17 protein-coding genes are annotated in these 21,338 nt (G+C 66.8%); 4 read left to right on the top strand and 13 right to left on the bottom strand.

Going from position 1 to position 21,338, the window contains the following annotated elements; translation table 11 throughout:
• Positions 1–50 precede the first annotated feature (50 nt).
• The gene (locus ACEF39_RS02320) at positions 51–299 is read left to right on the top strand and encodes a DUF3297 family protein (protein ID WP_025878401.1); all 249 of its coding nucleotides are present in this window, start codon (positions 51–53) and stop codon (positions 297–299) included.
• A 69-nt stretch (positions 300–368) separates the two neighbouring features.
• Here ACEF39_RS02320 and ACEF39_RS02315 read toward each other — a convergent pair whose 3' ends face one another.
• The 3 genes from ACEF39_RS02315 to ACEF39_RS02305 all read right to left on the bottom strand — a co-directional run bounded on the left by ACEF39_RS02315 (position 369) and on the right by ACEF39_RS02305 (position 3,485).
• On the bottom strand, positions 369–2,012 hold the full coding sequence (locus tag ACEF39_RS02315) for a Na+/H+ antiporter (RefSeq protein ID WP_500286832.1): 1,644 nt from the start codon (positions 2,010–2,012) through the stop codon (positions 369–371).
• Positions 2,013–2,221: 209 nt separating this feature from the next.
• The gene (locus ACEF39_RS02310) at positions 2,222–3,031 is read right to left on the bottom strand and encodes a dioxygenase family protein (protein ID WP_500286831.1); all 810 of its coding nucleotides are present in this window, start codon (positions 3,029–3,031) and stop codon (positions 2,222–2,224) included.
• A 43-nt stretch (positions 3,032–3,074) separates the two neighbouring features.
• The gene (locus ACEF39_RS02305; RefSeq protein WP_108266276.1) at positions 3,075–3,485 is read right to left on the bottom strand and encodes a DoxX family protein; all 411 of its coding nucleotides are present in this window, start codon (positions 3,483–3,485) and stop codon (positions 3,075–3,077) included.
• A gap of 94 nt (positions 3,486–3,579) precedes the next feature.
• On the opposite strand from ACEF39_RS02305, the gene ACEF39_RS02300 reads away from it, so the two are divergent.
• Complete coding sequence (locus ACEF39_RS02300; protein WP_500286830.1) at positions 3,580–4,461, top strand: LysR family transcriptional regulator; 882 nt, start codon at positions 3,580–3,582, stop codon at positions 4,459–4,461.
• A 43-nt stretch (positions 4,462–4,504) separates the two neighbouring features.
• Here the strand turns inward: ACEF39_RS02300 and ACEF39_RS02295 are convergent, their stop codons facing one another.
• Positions 4,505–7,567, bottom strand: a complete 3,063-nt coding sequence (locus tag ACEF39_RS02295) for a bifunctional diguanylate cyclase/phosphodiesterase (protein ID WP_500286829.1) — start codon at positions 7,565–7,567, stop codon at positions 4,505–4,507.
• A 174-nt stretch (positions 7,568–7,741) separates the two neighbouring features.
• Here ACEF39_RS02295 and ACEF39_RS02290 point away from each other — a divergent pair, with 174 nt between their 5' ends.
• Positions 7,742–9,853, top strand: coding sequence for a M13 family metallopeptidase (locus ACEF39_RS02290; protein WP_500286828.1), 2,112 nt, complete (start codon positions 7,742–7,744; stop codon positions 9,851–9,853).
• A gap of 135 nt (positions 9,854–9,988) precedes the next feature.
• Here the strand turns inward: ACEF39_RS02290 and ACEF39_RS02285 are convergent, their stop codons facing one another.
• A complete protein-coding gene (locus tag ACEF39_RS02285; protein WP_500286827.1) occupies positions 9,989–10,918 on the bottom strand; it encodes an oxygenase MpaB family protein in 930 nt (309 codons plus the stop codon).
• A gap of 309 nt (positions 10,919–11,227) precedes the next feature.
• On the opposite strand from ACEF39_RS02285, the gene ACEF39_RS02280 reads away from it, so the two are divergent.
• Positions 11,228–11,842, top strand: a complete 615-nt coding sequence (locus ACEF39_RS02280; RefSeq protein WP_025878393.1) for a hypothetical protein — start codon at positions 11,228–11,230, stop codon at positions 11,840–11,842.
• 39 nt (positions 11,843–11,881) lie between these two features.
• On the opposite strand, the gene ACEF39_RS02275 is transcribed toward ACEF39_RS02280, so the two are convergent.
• The 8 genes from ACEF39_RS02275 to ACEF39_RS02240 all read right to left on the bottom strand — a co-directional run bounded on the left by ACEF39_RS02275 (position 11,882) and on the right by ACEF39_RS02240 (position 21,259).
• A complete protein-coding gene (locus tag ACEF39_RS02275) occupies positions 11,882–12,226 on the bottom strand; it encodes a hypothetical protein (RefSeq protein WP_500286826.1) in 345 nt (114 codons plus the stop codon).
• A 32-nt stretch (positions 12,227–12,258) separates the two neighbouring features.
• Positions 12,259–13,029 carry a LytR/AlgR family response regulator transcription factor gene (locus tag ACEF39_RS02270; protein ID WP_500286825.1) on the bottom strand — a complete coding sequence of 257 codons (771 nt, stop codon included), beginning with the start codon at positions 13,027–13,029 and terminating at the stop codon, positions 12,259–12,261.
• On the bottom strand, positions 13,019–14,278 hold the full coding sequence (locus tag ACEF39_RS02265) for a histidine kinase (RefSeq protein WP_500286824.1): 1,260 nt from the start codon (positions 14,276–14,278) through the stop codon (positions 13,019–13,021). Before ACEF39_RS02265 ends, ACEF39_RS02270 begins: the two co-directional genes overlap by 11 nt.
• A gap of 211 nt (positions 14,279–14,489) precedes the next feature.
• Positions 14,490–16,139 carry a M28 family metallopeptidase gene (locus ACEF39_RS02260; protein WP_500286823.1) on the bottom strand — a complete coding sequence of 550 codons (1,650 nt, stop codon included), beginning with the start codon at positions 16,137–16,139 and terminating at the stop codon, positions 14,490–14,492.
• Between the two features lie 394 nt (positions 16,140–16,533).
• Positions 16,534–18,180 (bottom strand): CsgG/HfaB family protein, encoded by a 1,647-nt coding sequence (locus tag ACEF39_RS02255; RefSeq protein WP_500286822.1) that lies wholly within the window; start codon positions 18,178–18,180, stop codon positions 16,534–16,536.
• A gap of 16 nt (positions 18,181–18,196) precedes the next feature.
• Entirely contained in the window at positions 18,197–18,871 is a 675-nt protein-coding gene (locus ACEF39_RS02250; protein ID WP_500286821.1) for a hypothetical protein, read from the bottom strand.
• Positions 18,872–18,971: 100 nt separating this feature from the next.
• Complete coding sequence (locus tag ACEF39_RS02245) at positions 18,972–20,072, bottom strand: hypothetical protein (protein WP_500286820.1); 1,101 nt, start codon at positions 20,070–20,072, stop codon at positions 18,972–18,974.
• A complete protein-coding gene (locus tag ACEF39_RS02240; RefSeq protein WP_025878385.1) occupies positions 20,063–21,259 on the bottom strand; it encodes a hypothetical protein in 1,197 nt (398 codons plus the stop codon). The genes ACEF39_RS02245 and ACEF39_RS02240 overlap by 10 nt, the downstream gene beginning before the upstream one ends.
• Positions 21,260–21,338 lie beyond the last annotated feature (79 nt).

Here is a 21,338-nt window from a genome sequence, read left to right as displayed (position 1 = left end):
ATCCTGTACCGCTGAAGCCGGCCGTGGTGGCCGTCACTGTGAATGAAGCGATGAGCGATACCCCTCCCGACCACCTGGCGATCAACCCGGCCAGCCCCTTCCACGATGCGCAGGCCCTGGAGCGCGGCGTCGGCGTGCGCTTCAACGATGTCGAGCGCGACAACGTCGAGGAATACTCGGTCAGCGAAGGCTGGATCCGCGTGCAGGCCGGCAAGGCCCGCGACCGTCGCGGCAACCCGATGACCATCAAGGTCAAGGGCAAGGTCGAGGCATATTTCCTGGAACAGAAGCCGGAGTAACCGGCCGTCCCGGGGCGGGGTCAGATCCCTTTCCTGCGGAAAGGGATCTGACCCCGATCGGCATACCGGTCACTCGCGCTTGCGCGATTCCAGCAGGTCCAGGTTGCGGATCAGCCGCCGTGCGATCTCGTCAGACACCACGCCGCGGCGGGTCAGCCGGAACAGTTCCTCGCGTTCGGCATTGAGGCCGGCGCTGCGCAGCTGGCGGTAGCCGACCTCCATCCGGTTCACCTTTTCCGGATCCACATCGGGGTTGTCGCGGTCCAGATGCCGCTGATACAGCAGGCTCACCCGCGATGCGGCGTCGTTGTACAGCTGCACGTTCTCGGTGTTCTGGTTCAGCACCAGCTGCTGGCGCATGCGCTCCACGCCCGCCAATGCGGCCTTCGAGGACAGCTTGCGGGCCAGATCCTCTTCCTTGCGCTCACCCGAATCGGCCGGCAGCTGCAGGCCCTTCAACAGCTGCGGCAGCGCCACGCTGGCACCAACCAGCGAGCACAGGATCACCGCGGCCGCCAGGAAGATCACCAGGTCACGTGCCGGGAACGGGCTGCCATCAGGCAGGAACAGCGGCAGCGTCAACACACCGGCCAGGGTGATCGCACCACGCACACCCGCCACCGAGGTGGCCACCACGATGCGCCAGTTCGGTGCCTCGCCACGCTCCAGGCCGCGGCGTCGCGCGCGCAGCAGGTTCCAGCGCAGCGACAGCCACACCCACAGCAGGCGCAGCGCGATCAGCGTCGCGTTGATCACCAGCACGTACACCAGCAGCCACCACGCGCTCTGGTGGCCGCTCTCGTTCATGGTGGTGGTGGCGCGTTCGACGATGCCCGGCAACTGCTCGCCCAGCAGCACGAACATGATGCCGTTGAAGCTGAACTGCAGCATGTTCCAGACGCCGGCACGCTGCACGCGCATGCTGCCGGACACGCGGCCGGTCATTTCCACGTAGCTCATGGAAATACCCGCTGCGACCGCAGCGAGGATGCCCGAGGCGTTGATCTCTTCGGCCAGCAGGTACGCCGCGAACGGGATCAGCAGGTTGACCAGCATCGCCGCGCCGGGCTCTTCGCCGAAGCGGCGCCACAACCAGCGCTGGAACGTGGACACGCCCAGGGTGACCGCCACGCCGACGGCCAGGCCGGCCACCGCCACCCACACAAAGGTCAGCGAGGCGGTCGCCAACGAGAAGGTACCGGTCATCACCGCCGCCACCGCGAAGCGGAAGCAGACCAGGCCGGAGGCATCGTTGAGCAGCGACTCGCCTTCCAGGATGTGCATCAGGCGCTTGGGAATCGGTGCCTTGGCAGCGATCGCGCCGACCGCCACCGGATCAGTCGGCGACACGATCGCGGCCAGCGCGAAGCACACCGCCAGCGGCATCACCGGAATCATCCAGTGGATCAGCAGGCCCGCGCCGAGCACGGTGAACACCACCAGCCCGAACGCCAGTTCGAGGATCGCGCCCTTGTCGCGGAACAGGCCCTGTTTGGGAATGCGCCAGCCATCGAGGAACAGCAGCGGCGGCAGGAACAGCAGGAAGAACACTTCCGGTTCCAGTGCATGGCCGCGGTTGAATACCCCGGCAATCACCGCGCCGAGGCCGATCTGTACCAGCGGCAGCGGCAACGAGAATGGCAGGACGCGAACCAGGTAGCCGCTGGCGACAACGGCCACCAGCATCGCCAGGACGACTTCGATGGTGTGCATGCTTCTTCCAGGAGCGGCGCGTGGGGCCGGAAAAACCGGAGTGCGCCGGGGGACGGGAAAAAACTTAACACAGCAGGCCGCCACTGCGGCCAGCCATCTGAATGCGCGTCAGGACCGCGACAGCAAGCGCTACCCGGGCCGGGCCAGTGTGCTCACCCGACCCTGCACGTGTCCTTGTGCAGGGCATTCAAGCCCTGGCAGCAGCCGGCTCATGCCGCTTCCCGAGCGCGGCCTGTGCCATCGAAGCGGTACAGGTCCATCGCCAGGAAGCCGGCGTCGATACCGGCATTGATGCGCTGCGCACCGAAACCGCCCTCGCCCGCCGCACCCATCGCGAAGTACAGCGGCAGCAGATGCTCATCGGTGGGATGCGCACGCTCGGCAAACGGTGCCTGTCGGCGGTAGTCGAACAGGGCATCGCGGTCATTGGCGGCCAGCCGCTGCTCCACCCAGTCGATGAAGGGACGCACGTAGGGCGCTTGCTTGCCGTCCTGGTAGTTGCCCCAGTCGTGCAGGTTGTGGGTGATGCTGCCCGAGCCGATCAGCAGTACGCCCTGTTCGCGCAGCGGCGCCAGCGCACGGCCCAGCGCGAACTGATGCTGCGGGCCCAGCATTGGCTGGATCGACAGCGGCACCACCGGGATGTCGGCCTGCGGGTGCAGCAGGCGCAGCGGTACCCACGCGCCGTGGTCGAGGCCACGTTGCGGATCGAGTGCCACCGGCAGACCTGCGGCGGCGATGCGGCCCGCCACGTCTTCGGCGAACGCCGGATCACCCGGCGCCGGGTACTGCAGTTCGAACAGTTCGCGTGGGAAGCCCCCGAAATCGTGGATGGTGGGCGGGTGTGGATGGCTGCCGACCAGCGGCTGCCGGGCCAGCCAATGCGCCGAGGCGATGACGATCGCACGCGGTGCCGGCAGGTCGCGGGCCAGCTCGGCCAGGCGCACGCCAACCTGGCCCGGATGCAGGGCGGTCATCGGCGAGCCGTGGGAGATGTACAGCGAAGGCAGGCGGGACATGATCTTCTCCAATCACAGGAACAGGCAGCGGGCCGGGGGACGTTCAGCGCGAACGCAGGGTCCAGCGGCCATCGCCAAGCAGGAACAGCACGACCAGCGCCAGCGCCCAGAACGCAGGGTATTCCCAACCGCCACCAGCGTTGGCGAAGCTGAAACCGTTGCCGCCGTGCACCGTCACGATGGTGCCCAGCAGCAGCGGCACACCGAGCAGGCCGATCCAGCGCGCGTAGATGCCGAGCAGCAGCGCTGCGGAAATGGTCAGTTCAACGGCGATGGTGAGGTAGCCCAGGACGCCGGGCAGGCCGAGCGACTCGAAGAAGGCAGCGGTACCTGCCGGGGTGAACACCAGCAGCTTGGTCAGCGCATGGACCAGGAACAACACGCCCAGGGCCAGCCGCAGCAGGGTCGCGGCATACGGGGCAAGCGGAGACAGGGGAGCGGCGGTAGCGTTCATGGGGCACCTCGGTGGGGACAGGGCACAGGTTATTGCGCCCTCCCTCGATGATAAATACGATGAATCGACCGTATTTATTTCAAAAGGCGCAACAATGGACACCCTGGATGCCATGCGCGTGTTCGTCACGGTGGTCGAACGCAACGGCTTCAGCGCCGCCGCACAGGCGCTGGACCTGTCCACGGCCGGCGTCACCCGCCAGGTCGCTGCGCTTGAAAAACGCCTGTCCACCCGCCTGCTCCACCGCACCACCCGCCGGGTCAGCCCGACCAGCGCCGGCGCCGCCTACTACGCGCAGTGCGTGCGCCTGCTGGCCGAGTTCGATGCGCTGGAGGCCAGCATCGGCGCGCAGGCGCTGGAGCCGTCCGGCACGCTGCGCATCAACGCACCGGTCAGCTGGGGCATCGCCCGCCTCGGTGCCTTGCTGGCCGGCTACCGCGAGCGCTTCCCGCAGGTCGAACTGGACCTGGCGCTGTCTGACCGCCTGGTGGACATGGTCGAAGAAGGCTACGACGTGGCCATCCGCATCACCCGCGAGCCAGGCCCGACCCTGATCGCACGACGCCTGGGCCAATCGCGGATCAGCCTGTGTGCCGCACCGGCCTACCTGGCCGCACACGGAACACCACAGGCACCAGAGGATCTGCAGACGCATGCCTGCCTCGGCTACAGCTACTGGGCCGCTGGCGACCACTGGCCACTGCAGGGACCCGGCGGCGAAGTGAAGGTGGCAGTGACCACCCTGCTGCGCGCCAACAACGGCGACGTCCTGCGCGAAGCGGCGATTGCCGGCATGGGCGTGATCCTGCAGCCCGACTTCCTGTTGGAAGAAGCGCTTGCCGATGGCCGCCTGGTGCGCATCCTGCCGGAATGGGAAGCCGCGCCGATCGGCATCTTCGCCGTCTACACCAGCCGCAGCCATCTCGCACCGAAGGTGCGAAGCTTCATCGACTACCTGGTGGAAACCGGGGTGTGAGGGTGCGTCCGTCGGGCCATGCCCGGCGAGCGCGAATCGCGGCCTAGGCGGCTACCTCATCCAGCTGCGCGATGATCCTCTCCAGCGGTGCCGGCCGCCCCAGCAGGTAACCCTGCACCTGGTCGCAGCCATGCGCGGCCAGCCAATCCAGCTGCCCCGGCGTCTCCACGCCCTCGGCGATGATCGTCAGCCCCATGCTGTGGCCCAGCGACAGCAGCGCCCGGCAGATCGACGCGTTGCGCGGATTGGTTTCCACGTCGGCGACGAAGCTGCGATCGATCTTGAGGATGTCCAGCGGCAGGTGCTGCAGGTAGGACATGCTCGAGTAGCCGGTGCCGAAATCGTCCAGCGACACGCTGATGCCCTGCTCGTGCAGGCGCTGCATGGTCTGCATCGCCTGTGCCGGCTTGCGCATCAGGCTGCTCTCGGTCAGCTCCACGTGCAGTGCGCCGCGGGCCAGGCCGAAATCCTGCTGCGCGCGTGCGAACTCGGCCACCAGATCACTGTTGAAGAACTGCACCGCCGACACGTTGACCGCGATCGACAGCTCGCCCCACCCCGCTTCGACCAGACGCCGCTGTGCCTGTGCCGCCGCACGGATCACCCAGCGCCCCAGCGCCAGGATCAGACCGGTGTCCTCGCACAACTGGATGAACTCGCTGGGCGGGATGAAACTGCCATCGGCCTGCGGCCAGCGCAGCAGCGCCTCCAGTGACGCCGGGCTGCCATCGCTGGCGTGCCGGATCGGCTGGAAGTACAGCTGGAACTCGTTGTCGATGGCCGCATGGATGCGACCGGCCAGGCGCAGGCGATCGGCCAGGCGGGTGGTCACCGCCGCATCGAACCAGGCCACCACGTTGCCTTCGGCGCGGGCCGCGTGCGCCGCCTGCGCGGCCATGCCGATCGCCTGTTCCGCACTGTGGCCTGCATCGGCGTCATGTACCGCCACACCAATGCGGGGTTCGAACTGGTGCAGCGAATCCTGGCCGCGCATCGGTGCGGAGACGATCTGCAGCAGATCGTCCAGCACGCGCTGGGTGTTGTGTTCCGGCGCGATCGCCAGCACGAAGTCCTCCGCCGGCTGGAACGCGAGCAGGCCGAAGCGCGCGCCCAGTCCGCCCAGGCGCGAAGCCATCGACTGCAGAACCGCATCGCCGATCTCGCGGCCCAGCGTATCGGCCACCAGCTGCAGGCCGCGCAGCTGTACATAGGCAATGGTGTAGGCGCCAGCCTGCTCGTCCAGCTGTTCGCTCAGTGCACGCACGTTGAGCAGGCCCGTGGCCGGGTTGTGGCGCGCGTGATAGGCCAGGTCGCGTTCGTAAGCCAAGCGCTCGCTGACATCCTCGGCCAGCACCAGGCATGCGGGCTGGCCGTCGAAATCCAGCTGCGACAGGTGCACGCGCACTTCGAACACCGTGCCATCCTTGCGCTGGTGCAGGCGAACGGCAGCATCCTGCAGTTCACCGCTGCGCACCTGCGCGATGGCCCCCTTGACCTCGTCCCAGCCCTCGCGCGGGCGGATGTCGAGGATGCTCATCGCCAGGAATTCATCGCGGCTGTAGCCGTACTGCTGCACGGCCGCCTCGTTGACCTCGATGAAGCGCAATGTGTCCGGATCGAACACCCAGAACGGCGCGGGGTTGCGATCGAACAGCAGACGGAAGCGGCGCTCGACCTGGCGCATCTGTTCGTGTGCCTGGTAACGCTCGCTGAGGTCGGTCAGCGCGCCGATCATGCGCCGCTGCCGATCGGCAACCGCCACCCGCTGGCCGCGCGCGGCAACCCAGCGCACGGCACCGCCGGGCAGCACCAGGCGGAATTCTTCGTCGAACACCGCAGTGCCGGCGAAGGCCTGGTCGAAGGCCTGCTGCATGCGTGTGCTGTCATCGTGGTGGACGCGGGCGAAGAATTCGGCCACCGGCAGCGCATCGGTCTGCACGCCAAAGATTTCCCGCGCCAACGGTGACCAGCGCAGCAGCGCGGCGTCTTCGTCGACATACCAGGTACATACGCGGCCCACCTGGTGCGCCAGGCGCAGTTCGGCGTGGCCGGTATGCAGTTCTTCGGCCATCGACTGCTGCCGATGCGTGCTGCGGCGAACCGCATACAGCAGTGCCAGCAGCAGCGCCACGTAGGCCAGCACGATGACGACCGCTGCCTGCAGATACGGCCACCATGGCTTCAGCACATCCTCGTTGGCCAGGCCCACCTGCACCGCCAAGGGGCTGTGTTCGAGGGTACTGATGGTGGAGATGCGCGATATCTGGTCCACCGCGCCGGGAACGGTGCCCAGCTCGACCACCGCCTGCCGGCCCAGCAGCTTTCGTGCCGGCAGCGCATAGCGGCGGCCGACGGTGCCATGCGGATCAGGGACACGGGCCAACATGTAGCCGTCGGCGTCGCTGATCGAGGCAAGGCCACTCGGCCCCAGATCCAGACCACCCACGATCCGCTGCAGTTCGCCGCAGCGCAGCCGTGCCAGCAGCCAGCGATCGCCCGCCATCGGCAGCGCCAGCGGTACCACCCAGCCATCATCGCTGGCACGCTGCGGCGGCCCGATGTACAGCGCACTGCCCTGCCCGCGACGCTGCGGATCTGTCCACAGCGGCAGCTGCAGGTCACCCTTGCCGGCCGTGAGGGCGCGGCCATGGGTATCGAGCACGACGATGCTGTGCAGTTCGGCGTGTCGGCGCAGCACGCCGGCAATGGCCGAGTTCAGCAGCGCGGGCGTCTGCACAGGCACTGTGCGGAACAGCTCGGCTGCATCGGCAGCTATGCCACCCATCGCCCGTTCCAGATTGCGTAGTTCCAGTGCCAACAGGCGCTCGCTGCCTATCGCCAACGCCCGGCTCTGCCGTTGCGCGGCTTCCAGCCGGCGCTGGTAGTCGTTGGCCAACATTGCAGCCAGGCCAACCGCCAGCAGCACGCCCAGCACCACGCCGCCCCAGGTAATGGCACGCAACGGCCGGGCCAGCGCGTGTCTCAGCGCCGGCATCGGTCGGTCTTCCCTGTGCAGTCGGCTGACTTCATGCGCGAACGTTTCCTCCACATCCCCGACCTCAACGGCCGGCGGACGCCATTCTTGACGCCTCGATCCGTCCTGCATGCGCCCTCCCCCGGGTGCTGCGGACATCCAGCCCGCAGCATGCACCACGCCGATGACCGCGTGAAGGTCGCTGCTGCGTGTTCAGCCAGATCACGCACAGTGCTGGCCTTGCCGAGCACGTCCAGCCGGCCCGCAGCGGATTAGACTTGGAGTTTTCCGCCGCAAGAGAAGTCCATGTCCAAGCTGCGCCGCCCCACCCTGGCACTGGCCATCGTTGCCAGCCTGTCCCTGGCCGCCTGCGACCGCCCGGCCGACCCGGCCGCCGGCACCGCCGCACCGGCCGAGGCGACACCCGCTGCCGCCAAGCCGATGCTGGGCAGCTTTGGATTCGATGCCAGTGGCATGGACCGCAGCATCGCCGCCGGTGAAGACTTCTTCGGCTTCGCCAACGGCAGCTGGGTGAAGAACACCGAGATTCCGGCGGACCGCTCGCGCTTCGGCAGCTTCAACGTGATCGCCGAGAAGACCCAGGCCGATACCCGCGCGATCCTGGAAGGGGCTGCCGGCAATGCCCAGGCCAGCGGCGAAGACAAGCTGATCGGTGACTACTATGCCGCTTACATGGACGAGGCTGGTATCGAGCAGCGCGGCCTGGCACCGGTGCAGCCGCAGCTGAAGAACATCGATGCGATCGCCGACAAGGCCGGCCTGGCCCGCGCCCTCGGCGGCGAGGTGCGCGCCGATGTCGACCTGCTCAACGCCACCAACTTCTACACCGACCGCCTGTTTGGCCTGTGGGTCTCGGTGGACCTGCTGCAACCGGACCGCACCGCGCCGTACCTGGTGCAGGGCGGCCTGGGCATGCCGGACCGCGATTTCTACCTGGGGGGTGGCCGCATGGCCGAACTGCGCAAGCAGTACCAGGCCTACATCGCGGAGGTGCTGCAGCTGGCCGGCGTGGCCGACCCGGCCGGCAAGGCGCAGCGCATCCTCGCCCTGGAAACGAAGATCGCCCAGGCGCACGCCACGCAGGAAGAAACCAATGACGTGACCAAGGGTGCCAATCCCTGGACCCAGGCCGACTTCAACGCCAAGGCGCCGGGCATGGACTGGGCCGCATTCCTGGACGCTGCCGCGCTCGGCCAGCAGCAGGACTTCATCGTGTGGCAGCCCAAGGCCGTGGCCGGCCTGTCCAAACTGGTGGCCACCGAGCCGCTGGATGCCTGGAAGGACTACATGACCTTCCACGCGCTGGACCGCGCCGCCGCCTACCTGCCGAAGAAGTTCGCCGATGCGCGCTTCGCCTTCCACGGCACCGCGTTGAGCGGTACGCCGCAGCAGAGCGACCGCTGGAAGCGTGCGGTGGATGACGCCAACCATGCGGTCGGCGAGGCCATCGGCAAGCGCTATGTCGAAAAGCACTTCGATGCGAAGACCAAGGAACGTGCCGACGAGATGGCGAAGAACATCATCGCCGCCTTCGCCAAGCGCATCGATGCACTGGCCTGGATGTCACCGCAGACCAAGGCCAGCGCCAAGGCCAAGGTCGCCGGCCTGACCGTGGGCATGGGGTATCCGGACAAGTGGCGCGACTACACCGGCCTGGATATCCGCCGCGATGATCCCCTGGGCAATGCGCAGCGCGCCGAACTGTTCGAGTACCGGCGCAACATCGCCAAGCTGGGCAAGCCGGTCGACCACAGCGAGTGGGCGATGCTGCCGCAGACCATCAATGCGATGAACGTGCCGCTGGAAAACCGTCTGGTGTTCCCGGCGGCGATCCTGCAGCCGCCGTTCTTCGACGGCGCCGCCGACGACGCGGTGAACTACGGTGCGATCGGCGCGGTGATCGGCCACGAGATCAGCCACGGCTTCGACAATGCAGGCGCGTTGTTCGACGACACCGGCAAGCTGCACAACTGGTGGACGGCCGAAGACCTCAAGCAGTTCAATGCTGCCGGTGATGCGCTTGCCGCGCAGTTCAGCAGCTATGAGCCGTTCCCGGGCGTGCACGTCAACGGCAAGCTGACCTTGGGCGAGAACATCGCCGACGTCGCCGGCCTCGGCACCGCTTACGACGCCTACCAGCTCTCGCTACAGGGCAAGCCGGGCCAGACCCTGGAAGGATTCACCCCCGACCAGCGCTTCTTCCTCGGCTTCGCCCAGGCCTGGCGCAGCAAGAGCCGCGAGCAGGCGCTGCGCAATTCGCTGCTGACCGACGTGCATGCACCGGGCCAGTTCCGCGCGCTGACAGTGCGCAACATCGACGCCTGGTACCCGGCGTTCGAAGTGAAGGAAGGCCAGAAGCTGTATCTGGCCCCGGACAAGCGGGTCAAGGTCTGGTGATGTAACGCGAACGGGCGCCGAAAGGCGCCCGTTTCGTTTCCATGGGTAGACGCCAACCTTGGTTGGCGTTTTTCCGGCATCCACGCATGGCGTGGATGCGGCGCCGCGCGGCGGCGCGCCGACCAAGGTCGGCATCTACCGGAGCAATGCCGGCCACTCGCGCAACACGTCCACCGGCACACCCACCCGTGTGCAGGCGCGGGTCGCCAGGCCGTCGGGCAACGCGCGGCGGAACAGCGGCGCCATGCCCTGCATCAGCTTGGCCGACGCCGCTGCCTGTGCACGCTGGCGCGTGCTGCGCTCGAGCATGCCCTCGGCCCAGTCCGGCAGCAGCGCGGCACCGGCACCGAGGAAAATTTCGCGTGACAGGCCGGGCACCGGCACCGGCAGGCGCACGCCGGACAGCACCTGCAGCACTTCGCGCGAGCGTTCGTCCACCACCAGCTCCGGCTGCCGCGCGCAGAAGTACGCATCCACTTCCGCCTCGCTGCGCGGCACATCCACCGCGCCCAACGCTTCGGCCACGCAGCGGTATTCGTCGTAGTAGCGGTCGGCGATCGCGGCAGGCACTTCACGCCCGTAGCGGCGATAGCCCTGCAGGAAGCCGTAGGCCTCGGTCACATGCACCCACGTCAGCAGGTGCGGATCATCAGCGGCATAGGGCTCGCCCTGCGCGGTATGGCCGCGGATCTGCGCGTGGATGCGCCGCACCTTGGCCACCAGCGCTTCCACCTCACCTGCCGGTGCGTAGCTGGTGCCTGCCACGAAGGCAGTGGTGCGGCGCAGGCGGCCGACCAAGTCCTGGCGGAAATTGGAATGATCGTAGACACCGGCCAGTGCGCGCGGGTGCAGCGTCTGCAGCATCAGTGCACACAGGCCGCCGGCCAGCATCGAGGGCAGTTCGGCGTGCATCCGCCAGGTCACGCTGTGCGGCCCGAACCAGCCGGGATCGCCCAGTGGATGGTCGTAGTCGATGCCGCTCTGCCCACGCGGAAACGCATCCAGGACCCAGCGTCGGATCGGCGCGGTGACGGGGCGGGAAAGACGGTGCAGCAACGGCGGCATCACGGGTCCAGATCGGCGGAGGGACGGACCGCGTCCTGCGCGGTACCCCCCGATTCTGGTCGATCATGACCGGCACAGCGAGCCCATCCGCTCAGCGTCGGTTTCATGTGCGCGCGCAGCACGTTTCACCCTGCGACATCTTGTCGCAGGCCGCGCAAGCAATGTTGCGTCGCAACAATATTCACCTGTTCAGGCAGAACCCTTGTGCCGCGTGGCCTTGAGGCCATTGCACCGCTCGCTGGAAGTGCTAGAACTGAACCCGCCACACCGTCCACTGCAGATCGCCGCACGTTCCACAAGGAGCCAGCCATGATTGCTTTGTTCAAGGGTTTGGGATTACTGCTTCGCGACAACGAGCTCTACAGCAGCCCGTTCGAAAAACAGGTCGCGCACTGGCGCAGCCTCAGCGAACAGCAGATCCGCGATGAAGTGGCGGTGCTGGCCCAGGCCAAGTGCCAATGGCTGATCACTTCGATCGTCGGATGGCAGGCAGCCTCGCTGCTGATCCTCGGCCTGATCACCAATTACCTGTGGCGCGACGATTACCACATCACCTTCACCCGCGTGGTCGTGGTGTTCGGCTCGTGGATCTCGATCCTGTTCGTGATCTGGTTCATGGCCAACATGTTCGACCGCACAGCGGGCTTCGAACGCTGGATGAAGGCCTTCAACAGCCGCGCGCGCATCACCTCCAAGGCCGACAGCGTCGAGCACGTGGCCGAAGCACTGGACCTGGCTGAACACTATCCGGAAGTGCTGGACTACAAGCAGGCGGTCACCGCCAAGCGCGAGCTTCGCCACGAGGACATACGCATCATGACCGAGATCGGGCGCATGAAGCAGCACTCCGAACTGGTGGGTCGCCTGAATCATGTCGGTGAAACCGAACACCATCACGACATGACGCTGCAGCCGGCTTACTGAGCCGAACGCAATCCGGGGGGAGCCACAATGCCACCGTGCTCAGTCACGGTGGCATTGTTCTTTCTGCACGTCGCTGACGCACTGGCGGAAGTCCTTCGGCAGGCCACTGACCTGCTCGGTCTTGCCTGCGGCCACCGCGAACCGGCGCAGCGGCGGCGTCGCGCAAGCGGTGTCGGTGCTGCAGCCCGGCGCCAGCACCAGGTAATGGCATTGGCCGCTGCTGCTGGCGATGCATTCGAAACGCGCCACGCCATCGACCACCGTGCTCTTGCTGTACAGCGTATCCACGCCATTGGCAGTGGTGCGGGTGATCGACGTGTTGCTGGATTTTTCGCAGCCGGCGATGGCCAGCACGGCGACACCTACAAGCAGGATACGGCGCATGTTCGTTCCTCGGTGGACGGCAATGGCTGCGGCTACATGCCGCGGAACAGGCTCATGAACGGCTGGCTGACCACCAGGGTTTCGGCACGCTGGCGCAGGCGCAGCACGCCACGGCCGGTATCGTCGCGGCTGACGGCTGCCACCGCCTTCATGTTGACGATGGTGGAGCGATGCACCTGGCGGAAGTGCAGCGGATCGAGCACTTCCAGCAGTTCGCGCAGCGGTGTGCGCAACAGGCTTTCGCCGGCAGCGGTGACCACGGTGGTGTACTTGTTGTCAGCACGGAAATAGATCACATCGTCGAGCATGATCAGCTGCGTATCGCGCCCGTTGCTGGCGGTGATCCAGGCCAGCGGTGGTCGATCGTTGGCGACCGGGCCTGCACCGAGGCGCTGCAGCAGGCGCTCCAGCACCGCATCGTCCTGGCGCGTGGATGGCAGCCGCGAAAGAATGCGGTCGCGCGTGGCCAGCAGCCGCTCGTCGCTGACCGGCTTGAGCAGGTAATCCATCGCACCCTGCTCGAAGGCATCGATGGCGTACTGGTCGTAGGCGGTGACGAACACCACCTGGGTGCGCGGGCTCAGTTCGGCCAATGACCGCGCCACTTCGATGCCGCTGATGCCGGGCATGCGGATGTCGAGGAAGGCGATGTCCGGCTGCTTCTCGGCCAGCTGTTCCAGCGCACTGGCGCCGTCCTCGCATTCGGCCACCAGCTTCAGCTCCGGCCACAGCCGCCCGAGCTGCTCGACCAGCGAGTGCCGCAGCAGCTCCTCGTCTTCGGCAATCAGCGCTTCAAGCGGCATGGCTGGGCTCCTTGGCCGACTGCGGCAGGGTCATGGTGGCGGCTACACCGCTGGGGAAATTGGCCACGATCGCCACCCCGGCCTGCTCGCCGCAGGTCAAGCGCAGCCGCTCGCGCAGGTTCTTCAGGCCGATGCCGGTGCCGCTGGTGCCCTGTCCGAAACCGAGCCCATCGTCGGCGACCGTCACGGTGACATGGTCATCGAAACCACGCGCGAGGATCCAGATCGTGCCGCCGCCGGGCTTGGGCTCCAGGCCGTGCTTGATCGCGTTCTCGACCAATGTCTGCAACGCCATCGCCGGCAGCTTCACCTCGTGCAGCTCGGTGGGCACCTGCACTTCCACCGCCAGCCGGGCGCCCATGCGGATACGCAGGATTTCCAGGTAGGCACGGGTGCGCTCCAGTTCCACGCCCAGCGTGGACACCGACTCATCCACCTGAGGCAGCGAACTGCGCAGGTACTGGATCAGGTGGCCCAGCATCTGGTCAGCACGTGCCGGGTCAGTGCGGGTCAGCACCTGTGCGTTGGCCAGCGAGTTGTACAGGAAGTGCGGCTCGACCTGCGCGTGCAGCAAGTTCAAGCGCGCGACCGACAGTTCCTTTTCCACCTGGGTCTGTTCGGCAGCGGCCTGCTCGTCGCGGCGCTGGTCGGCCACGCGGCGGCTGATCGCGCGGGTCACCGCTTCGGCGTTCTCATAGTTGCTGCCTTCATCCAGCGCCAGCAGATCGGCCCACCAGCCAGCATCGGGTTCGAACAGCAGGGTGACGGTGCTGGTGCCCTGCCCCGGCGTTACCGTGGCCAGCACGCTGTTGCGTTTGATCGCCAGCCGCGCCGGCAGGTTCCAACGCGACGGTTGCCGGCCGTTCCACAGGTCGACGCGCCGCACATAGGCACGCACCTGCAGGCTGCCGGCAGAACTCTCCACCTCTTCCACCCGTGGCAGTTCGCCGACGGCCGCCTCGACCACTGCAAACGCTTGGCCGGCATCCATCGGCAGTTCGATCTGCCGGCGCTGGCGACCCGACAACGTGGCGCCGTCGAGGCGACCAGCCACCAGCCAGACCCGGCGCACGTGGGTGATCGCGCTGCCCAGTGCGGAGATCATCAGGAACATCACCAGCAGCCCGAACACCCAGCCCGGGCCATCGCGCATGCCGCTGAAGATGCCGCTCCAGACCATGCCGGCAACGAACAGCGCCGCGGCCCAGGCCAGCAGATGACGGATGATGAGGGAGAAGCTGGCGATCACGGCGGCGCCTTGGTGGAAGGGGTGAGCCGAGCATAGAACGGCCCTTCGGGCAAACAAGCGGTGTGCGACGAAGGCCGGAAAAGGGTGGATGGAACCGGTTCTGGTAGTGCCGGCCGCTGGCCGGCTCCCCATTGCCTCCGCAAGCACCACAGGGTTGCCGGCCAGCGGCCGGCACTACCGGGGAGGTGCCGGGTGAGCCCGGCGCATTCCCTTATCTGCGCTGGTCGGCGCTGGCGTCACGCACCGCGCGGAACGCCTCGTCCTTGCCCCAGTTCGGCCAGCTGCGCGAGTTGGCCAACTGGTTGCCCAGGGTGTACAGCACTTCCAGGTCGCGCGCGGCGCCGGCGAACACCCAGTCCGGCTGCCACTCGTCACCCTGCTGGTGGTAACGCTTGGCGGTGTAGTCCTCGGACGCCTTCTTGCCCGCCGCGACGCCACCGTCCACCCAGTCCTGCCCTGCCGACCAGGACAGCGCCGGCACGCCACGCTTGGCGAACGGGAAGTGGTCGGAGCGGAAGAACAGGCCGGCCTCCGGCTTCGGGTCCGGCGTGTAGCGGATGTCCCAGCCCTTGGCCACGTCCTTCAACTGGTCCAGCAGTTCGAAGCGCGCCGCGCCGTAGATGCCGAAATCGCGCGACGGACCGAACGGCGCCATACCGTCCATGTTGATCATCGCCACGGTCTTTTCCAGCGGATACAGCGGATGCGTTGCGTAGTACTCCGAACCCAGCAGGCCCTTCTCCTCGGCCGTCACTGCCAGGAACACGACCGAACGCTGTGCGCGCGGGGCCTTGGCGAAGCCGCGTGCCAGTTCGATCAGCGAGGCGGTGCCGCTGGCGTTGTCCAGCGCGCCGTTGAAGATGCGGTCGCCGCGTGCATCCGGTTCGCCCACGCCGATGTGGTCCCAGTGCGCGCTGTAGATGATGGTCTCGTCCGCATGCGTGCTGCCTTCCAGGCGCGCGGCCAAGTTCTGCGACGTGATTACTTCGGTCTTCACCGCGTACTTCGCGTCCAGGCTGGCGCCGGTCAGCGTTACCGGAGTGAAGTCGCGCTGCTGCGCCTTCTTCTTCAATGCTTCGAAATCCTGCCCGGCCGCGCGGAACAGTTCCACTGCCAGATCGCGCTGGATCCAGCCTTCCAGCAGTGGGTGGCTGTCGGCCGGGTTGTCGCGCACCACGTCGAACATGGTGTTGGTGTTGGAGCCGGCCACCGTGGCCCAGCCATACGACGCCGGGGCGGTCTCATGCACGATCAGCACACCGAGTGCGCCCTGGCGTGCGCCTTCTTCGTACTTGTACGGCCAACGGCCATACCAGGTCATGCCCTTGCCATCGAAGTCGCCCTTGCCGGTTTCGAAGTCCGGGTCGTTGATCAGCACGACGGCGATCTTGCCCTTCAGGTCCACGCCTTTGAAGTCGTCCCAGTTGCGCTCTGCTGCCTTCACGCCATAGCCAAGGAACACCAGCGGTGCCTTGCTGATGTCCACGCTGGTCGCACCGTTCATGGCTGCACGCACGGCGATCTGCTTGCCCTGCTCCAGCGCGATGGTCTTGCCGCCCTGCTGCAGCGACAGCTGCGGGGTGCCGACGATGTCACCCTTGCGCAGCGGCACGGCCTGGGTCCACAGGCGCTTGCCGTCCTTCAGGTCACCACCGGGCTGCAGGCCGGCATCGGCGAACTGCTTGCTGAGGAAGGCGATGGTCTTTTCTTCGCCGGCGGTGGCCGGTGAGCGGCCTTCATAGGCGTCGGAGGCCAGTTCCTTGACGTCGGCGGAGATCCGCGCGCCATCGAATTTCGGGGTGGCCGCCATCAGTGCGCTCGACACCGACAGGGCCAGCACGCCCAGTACTACTCGCTTCATTGCTCTCTCCAGCAGGGAAATCGTTCTGGAGTGTAAGGGGTAAGGGGTTCGGCAGGGCTGCGCCCTGCACCCACCGAATCAACGGCAACGGCCGGAGCAACAGCGGGCTATCCGTGGGATGGCGGGGTGGGTGCGGTTGCGGGGGACGCCGTGAATCCGTCCCTGGAGGCTTGGGCGCGCCATCCATGGCGCTTACACCCCCGCAACCGCACCCATCCCGCCTTGGACAGATCTCCGCAATCTGTCGGGAGGGCATGGCCTGCTCTTGGTAGGTGTCGACCTTGGTCGACACGGTAGATCCACGCCATGCGTGGATGACCAGAAACAAGAAGGGGTCAGATCCCTTTCCCGGTGGGAAAGGGCTCTGACCCCATCTATGTGTTGCTTGGGCGCGTTACCAGTTCGGGTCTTCAGCCGGGGCGGCGGCGGGCTTGGGCTTCGGCTTGCTGGCCGGGCGCGCTGCTGCGGCCGGGGCGGCCGATGCGGTTGCGCCGGTGGCGGCCTTGGGCTTGCTGCCCAGCTTCTGCCGCAGTTCGATCTGACCGGGGCGGAAACCACCACGCATCGCGTCCACGCCCTCTTCCAGGGTGCCGTAGGAAGTCTGCGCGGCAACGCGGTCGATGCGAATGGTGCAGCACGGATGCTCGCTGCGGCCGAGCGAACGGCCGGTCTGCGGGTCCTTCAGCTCTTCGCCCAGGCGCACAGCCTGCCAGCGCTGGCCGACCTGCACGGTGTCACCGCCCTGGCTCAGCACGACCTGGTCGCCATCGACGGACACCACCGACACCGGGAACAGCGTGGTGACGATCGTGCTGCCGATCTGGCCGGACAGCGAATCCATCATCGAGGCAGCCATGCTGCGGCCGTTGACCACGCGCGGCAGCGTGCTCGGGCCGGTCGAGGCCAGCTGGTGGTCGAAGCTGTCGGACATCACCACCTGGCCGGTGGTGGCGTTGATCAGCCGCAGGGTGATGCGACCGCCACCGGAGTACGAGGTCACCTGGCGATCGGACATGCGCAGGTTGCGCACGCTGCGCGGGTACTCGAAACGTTCGATGGTCGGAATCAGGATCAGGTCGGTCGCCAGCTGCTGGCCAACGCGTGCGGTGTCCTGCAGGCGCACGTTGCCACTGTTGATGTGGTCGATCTCGGCCTGCAGTTCGTCGCCGAACTCGCGGTCCAGCACGATGAAGCGCTGGGTCTGGGTAAGCGTGTCGGACAGCCGCGCGCGGATCGCCTGGGCGACCTCGTCGGCATTCACCCGGCCATCGCCAACGGCATAGCTGCCCGACTTGGTGCGCGGCAGGGCCACCACGATCTTCGGCTTGCCTTCTTCGTCCGGTGCGCGGTACTGGGCAATCTGCGCGCGTACACGCACCTTCCAGTAGCTGCGCATGCTGCGCCGGGTGACATCCGAATCGAAGGAGCTGGCACCGCGCTTGGCGTCTACCTTGACCTGCTCTTCGTAGTTTTCCTTGACGCTGGCCGACGCCGAGCCGCCCTTGGCGGAGGCTTCACCGGAAGCGCTGGCCGAGGCCGAACCCTTGAAGCTCCAGCCTTCGTCGCTGGCGCGCACGCGGGCAATGGTCTCTTCGTCGAGCTGGCTCACTTCATCCTGCGAGAGGATTTCATAGCCCAGCACCGCGCCCTGCGAGCCGGCAATCATCTGCTGGGAGAACGCGTCGGCGCGGATATCGCCGACGTGTTCACCGTCCACGTCCACATGCAGGCCTGCGCGCAGGCTCTGCATCTGGCTGGCCACGCGTACGCCGTTGACCTGGGCCACGGCCGACTGCAATGCCGCCAGCACCGCCAGTTCCGGGGTGCTGCCGATACCGTCGGCTTCGCGCGCGACCTGGGTGGTGCCGCCGAAATCCGGCGTGCCACGCAGGGGCGCTTCCTGCACCGGCGCATTGCTGGCCAGTGCACTGGCGGCCTTGTCCTTGGCGGGTGCGGCTTCTGCCGGTGCATCCTGCTTGCCGCAGGCTGCCAGCAGGGCCGCGGCCAGGCCCAGGCCGATCAATCGAGTCGTCGTACGCATGCGGCGTTGCCTCGTATCAGAGCGAATCCAGCATCGAATCGGCGTTGGTCGGCACCTTCACCTTGCTCTTCTTGGCGAAGGTCACAGCCGACTTGGTCGAGCCGTACAGGCCCTTGATGAAGCCCGGCGATTCCTTGGCAACCCAGGCACCGGCAGCCAGCTTGCGGCCAACGGTGGCCATCTGGGTGGCACCCAGGTTCTTCATGCCGGCTGCAAAGCCGCTGGCTTCGCCGCTCAGCTTCTGTGCTTCGGCAGCCGAAGACAGCAGCGAGACCAGGCCTTCGGCGTAGTGCTGCTTGGATTCAGCGTTCAGTTCCGGCTGTGCCGCCTGGCGCTCGTCGATGGCGGCCTGCGCGGCTTGGCTGACCGAGACCGACTTCTTCATCGCATCGACGTTCACCGAACCCGACGACAGCGCCTGGCGCTCGGCTTCCAGCAGCTGCACCTGCTCGGCCAGGCCGAAGGCGCGGGCGAAGGAGGTCTGAGCCTGCAGCGAGTGCGACTGCGAGCTGACGAAACGACGGACCAGCGCTTCCTGCGCGGCTTCGTCCGGGGCGGCAGCGCTGGTGCTGCTGCTGGAGGTACCGGTAGCGGCGCCAGCCAGATCCTTCAGCTTGCCGAACTGGGCATGGGCCGGCATCGACAGGGTAGCGGCCGCGATGGCAACGACGAGAGCGGTATTGCGGATCATGGAAGATTCCTTTGGGAGAGACGGCCGCGATGCGGCACGTGGAAAGACGGGAATTTTGCGGCGATGCCGAGCAAGCTCGGCACCCACCGAAGCGGTGGTATCAGCGGACCGCCTTGACGTTCAGCTCGTTGATCATCTGCTGTGCAGCCTTTTCGGCAGCCAGCTGCAGCGCGTTGGTGCGGGCGACGGTTTCGTTCGGGCCGGTACCGGAGAACTGCACCGGGCCCACCGACGACACGGTGCGCGGGAAGCGACCGGTCACGTCCAGCACCTTGCCGGTGACAGTGACGAACACGCGGATGTTGCCGCTGGCCGGGTCACGGTCGCGCATGCCGACGTCGAGGGTGCCGACGGCGATGTACGGAATGTTCGCCGCGCGGATGCCGTTGGCGGTATCGCGCAGGGTCGCTGCGGACAGGTCATTGCCGGTGCTGAAGTCCTTGCGGATGCGCTCGATGCTGAGCAGGCCGCGCGACTCGCCTTCCACGTATTCGGCTTCAACCACTTCGTAGCCGGCGGCGCTGAAGGCACCGGTCATGGCGGTGTTGACTTCGGCGGCGTTGGCCACCTTCCAGCTGATGTTGTCGCTGCGTGCGGTGGTGCTGCCGCCGCTGGTGACCGACACCGAGCCGTTCTGGTTGATGCTGCCGTTGGTGCTGACCGAGTTGCCACGGAAGCTGTCGCCCTCACGAGTGTTCTCGCTGTAGCTGCTGCTGGCGTCAACGCGGCGGTATTCCTTGTCCTGGAATGACTGCACGGTGTCCTGCGAGCGCGCCATGAACAGGAAAGTCAGCAGCGAGCGCTGCGCCGCGGTGGCACCGGCCACGGCCGAACCGGCATCCAGCTTGGTCTGCAGCAGGGTGGTGTTGATTTCGGCGCGGACGGTGACGCTGTAGGTCTTGGCCTTCTTGTCTTCGTTGTCCGACAGCTGCACGGCGCTGAGCACGTAGCGGTCGATTTCGCCGAGGAATTCGGCGCGGCGCGATTCGAACAGGCGCAGCTTGGCCGCACCGGATTCGGCGATGTACGCCTCCAGTGCATTGGCCTTGGCCTTGTTCAGGGCTTGGGCACGGGTATCGGCACTCAGGCGCAGGCTGTAGCTGGCCGAACCGGTACCGCGCGAACTGGCGGTCTGCGCGGCGACCGGCGAGGCCACCGCCAGGGCGATGAGGATGAGCAGGATGGTACGCATCAACGACATGATTTGATCAACTCCTGGAGGGCTTGGGTCTGTTGCTGCAACGGGCGTCCGCCCGGCTTCTGCTCATCCAGCCAGGCGCGCGAATCGGCACGCTTGGCGGCGGCGCCGGCGAAGGCATCGAAGCCGGCCAGCAGGGTTTCGTAGCTGGCCGACCACTGGTCGACCTGCCACTGCGTAACGGGCACCACCTTGGTGGCGCCCTTGCGCAGCGGTTGTTCGAAGTACACCTTGCCGGAGAACGGTTCGGTGACCTTGGCGGTGAAGAAGGCGCCGAACAGCATCGTCTTCATCGCCGGGGTTTCGCTGATGACGCCGTTCTTCAGCGCATCCACCTGCAGGCTGATGACGTAGTCGGCCTCGGGGATCTTCAGCTGGTAGACCTTGCCGTCGGCAAAGCGCGCCGCCATGGCACCGCCGATCGCCTGGCCCGAGGCCGGTGGCAGCAGGCCGACACCGGTATTGGACGACAGCGTCTTGGACAGTTCATGGGCCAGCGTGGCACGCAGCGGACCGGCCCACTTCGGGTCGGGCAGCTTGGCCAGCGTGGCGTCGGACAAGGTCACCGCACCCACCTGCAGGCGACGCGTGGCCGCTTCCGGCAGCTTGGCCTGGGCCAGGGTCGTGGCCAGCACCTGCGACAGGCTGGTATCGGCACCGCCGTACAGCAGATCGGCGACGATCGCGTCGATATCGTCGCTGTCCGGGCGGTATTCCTGCACGTCGATACGCTGCAGGGTAAGCGGATAGGAGGCGATCACCTGGCGCTCGCGGAAATCGAAGAACAGCGCCTGCAGGGCCACTTCCACCAGCACCTTGTACTGGTCGCCGATCGGTTCGACCGACACCAGTTCGCGGTCCAGCGCAGCGGCCAGCACCACGGCACTGGTGGTGCCGTCGAGCATCGCCACCGGCTGGTCGATCAGTTCCAGGTTGGCCGGCGCGCGGCGCTTGAGCGCCTGTGCCAGGGTCTGGTTGAGCGGAATCAGGCCACGCTTTTCCAGTACGGCATGCGCATGCGGAGTGGTCGCCTGTACGGCGGCGGCGTCAGCGGTATAGGCAAAACCGGCCCAGTAGGCCTGCTGCGATTTGTCTGCGGCCTGGCTGGCCAGCGGCCATACGGCCAGGCACAGGGCATAGGCAAGCAGGCGCGCAAAAGCGCGCGGTGCGCTCTTCGTCCTTGAAAACATCCAACCGCTCCTCGGTCACGACACATGAATGACAGGCGCGAACACGCCCGCTGGGCGCGAAACATAGCCGCTCCGGGGC

This window comes from Stenotrophomonas indicatrix (assembly GCA_041545745.1).
Classification (GTDB): Bacteria; Pseudomonadota; Gammaproteobacteria; order Xanthomonadales; family Xanthomonadaceae; genus Stenotrophomonas; species Stenotrophomonas indicatrix_A.
Note: the sequence above shows the minus strand (reverse complement) of the source record. Positions and strands in the feature narration are given on the sequence as shown.

What these genes read in the sequence shown, in the direction of transcription:
- ACEF39_RS02310 (WP_500286831.1), bottom strand. Translation starts at nt 3,031, where the DNA reads ATGTCCCGCCTGCCTTCGCTGTACATCTCCCACGGCTCGCCGATGACC.
- ACEF39_RS02270 (WP_500286825.1), bottom strand. Translation starts at nt 13,029, where the DNA reads ATGCCGCTTGAAGCGCTGATTGCCGAAGACGAGGAGCTGCTGCGGCAC.
- ACEF39_RS02285 (WP_500286827.1), bottom strand. Translation starts at nt 10,918, where the DNA reads ATGCCGCCGTTGCTGCACCGTCTTTCCCGCCCCGTCACCGCGCCGATC.
- ACEF39_RS02260 (WP_500286823.1), bottom strand. Translation starts at nt 16,139, where the DNA reads ATGAAGCGAGTAGTACTGGGCGTGCTGGCCCTGTCGGTGTCGAGCGCA.
- ACEF39_RS02315 (WP_500286832.1), bottom strand. Translation starts at nt 2,012, where the DNA reads ATGCACACCATCGAAGTCGTCCTGGCGATGCTGGTGGCCGTTGTCGCC.
- ACEF39_RS02290 (WP_500286828.1), top strand. Translation starts at nt 7,742, where the DNA reads ATGTCCAAGCTGCGCCGCCCCACCCTGGCACTGGCCATCGTTGCCAGC.
- ACEF39_RS02255 (WP_500286822.1), bottom strand. Translation starts at nt 18,180, where the DNA reads ATGCGTACGACGACTCGATTGATCGGCCTGGGCCTGGCCGCGGCCCTG.
- ACEF39_RS02295 (WP_500286829.1), bottom strand. Translation starts at nt 7,567, where the DNA reads ATGCAGGACGGATCGAGGCGTCAAGAATGGCGTCCGCCGGCCGTTGAG.
- ACEF39_RS02300 (WP_500286830.1), top strand. Translation starts at nt 3,580, where the DNA reads ATGGACACCCTGGATGCCATGCGCGTGTTCGTCACGGTGGTCGAACGC.
- ACEF39_RS02250 (WP_500286821.1), bottom strand. Translation starts at nt 18,871, where the DNA reads ATGATCCGCAATACCGCTCTCGTCGTTGCCATCGCGGCCGCTACCCTG.
- ACEF39_RS02275 (WP_500286826.1), bottom strand. Translation starts at nt 12,226, where the DNA reads ATGCGCCGTATCCTGCTTGTAGGTGTCGCCGTGCTGGCCATCGCCGGC.
- ACEF39_RS02305 (WP_108266276.1), bottom strand. Translation starts at nt 3,485, where the DNA reads ATGAACGCTACCGCCGCTCCCCTGTCTCCGCTTGCCCCGTATGCCGCG.
- ACEF39_RS02280 (WP_025878393.1), top strand. Translation starts at nt 11,228, where the DNA reads ATGATTGCTTTGTTCAAGGGTTTGGGATTACTGCTTCGCGACAACGAG.
- ACEF39_RS02240 (WP_025878385.1), bottom strand. Translation starts at nt 21,259, where the DNA reads ATGTTTTCAAGGACGAAGAGCGCACCGCGCGCTTTTGCGCGCCTGCTT.
- ACEF39_RS02320 (WP_025878401.1), top strand. Translation starts at nt 51, where the DNA reads ATGAGCGATACCCCTCCCGACCACCTGGCGATCAACCCGGCCAGCCCC.
- ACEF39_RS02245 (WP_500286820.1), bottom strand. Translation starts at nt 20,072, where the DNA reads ATGTCGTTGATGCGTACCATCCTGCTCATCCTCATCGCCCTGGCGGTG.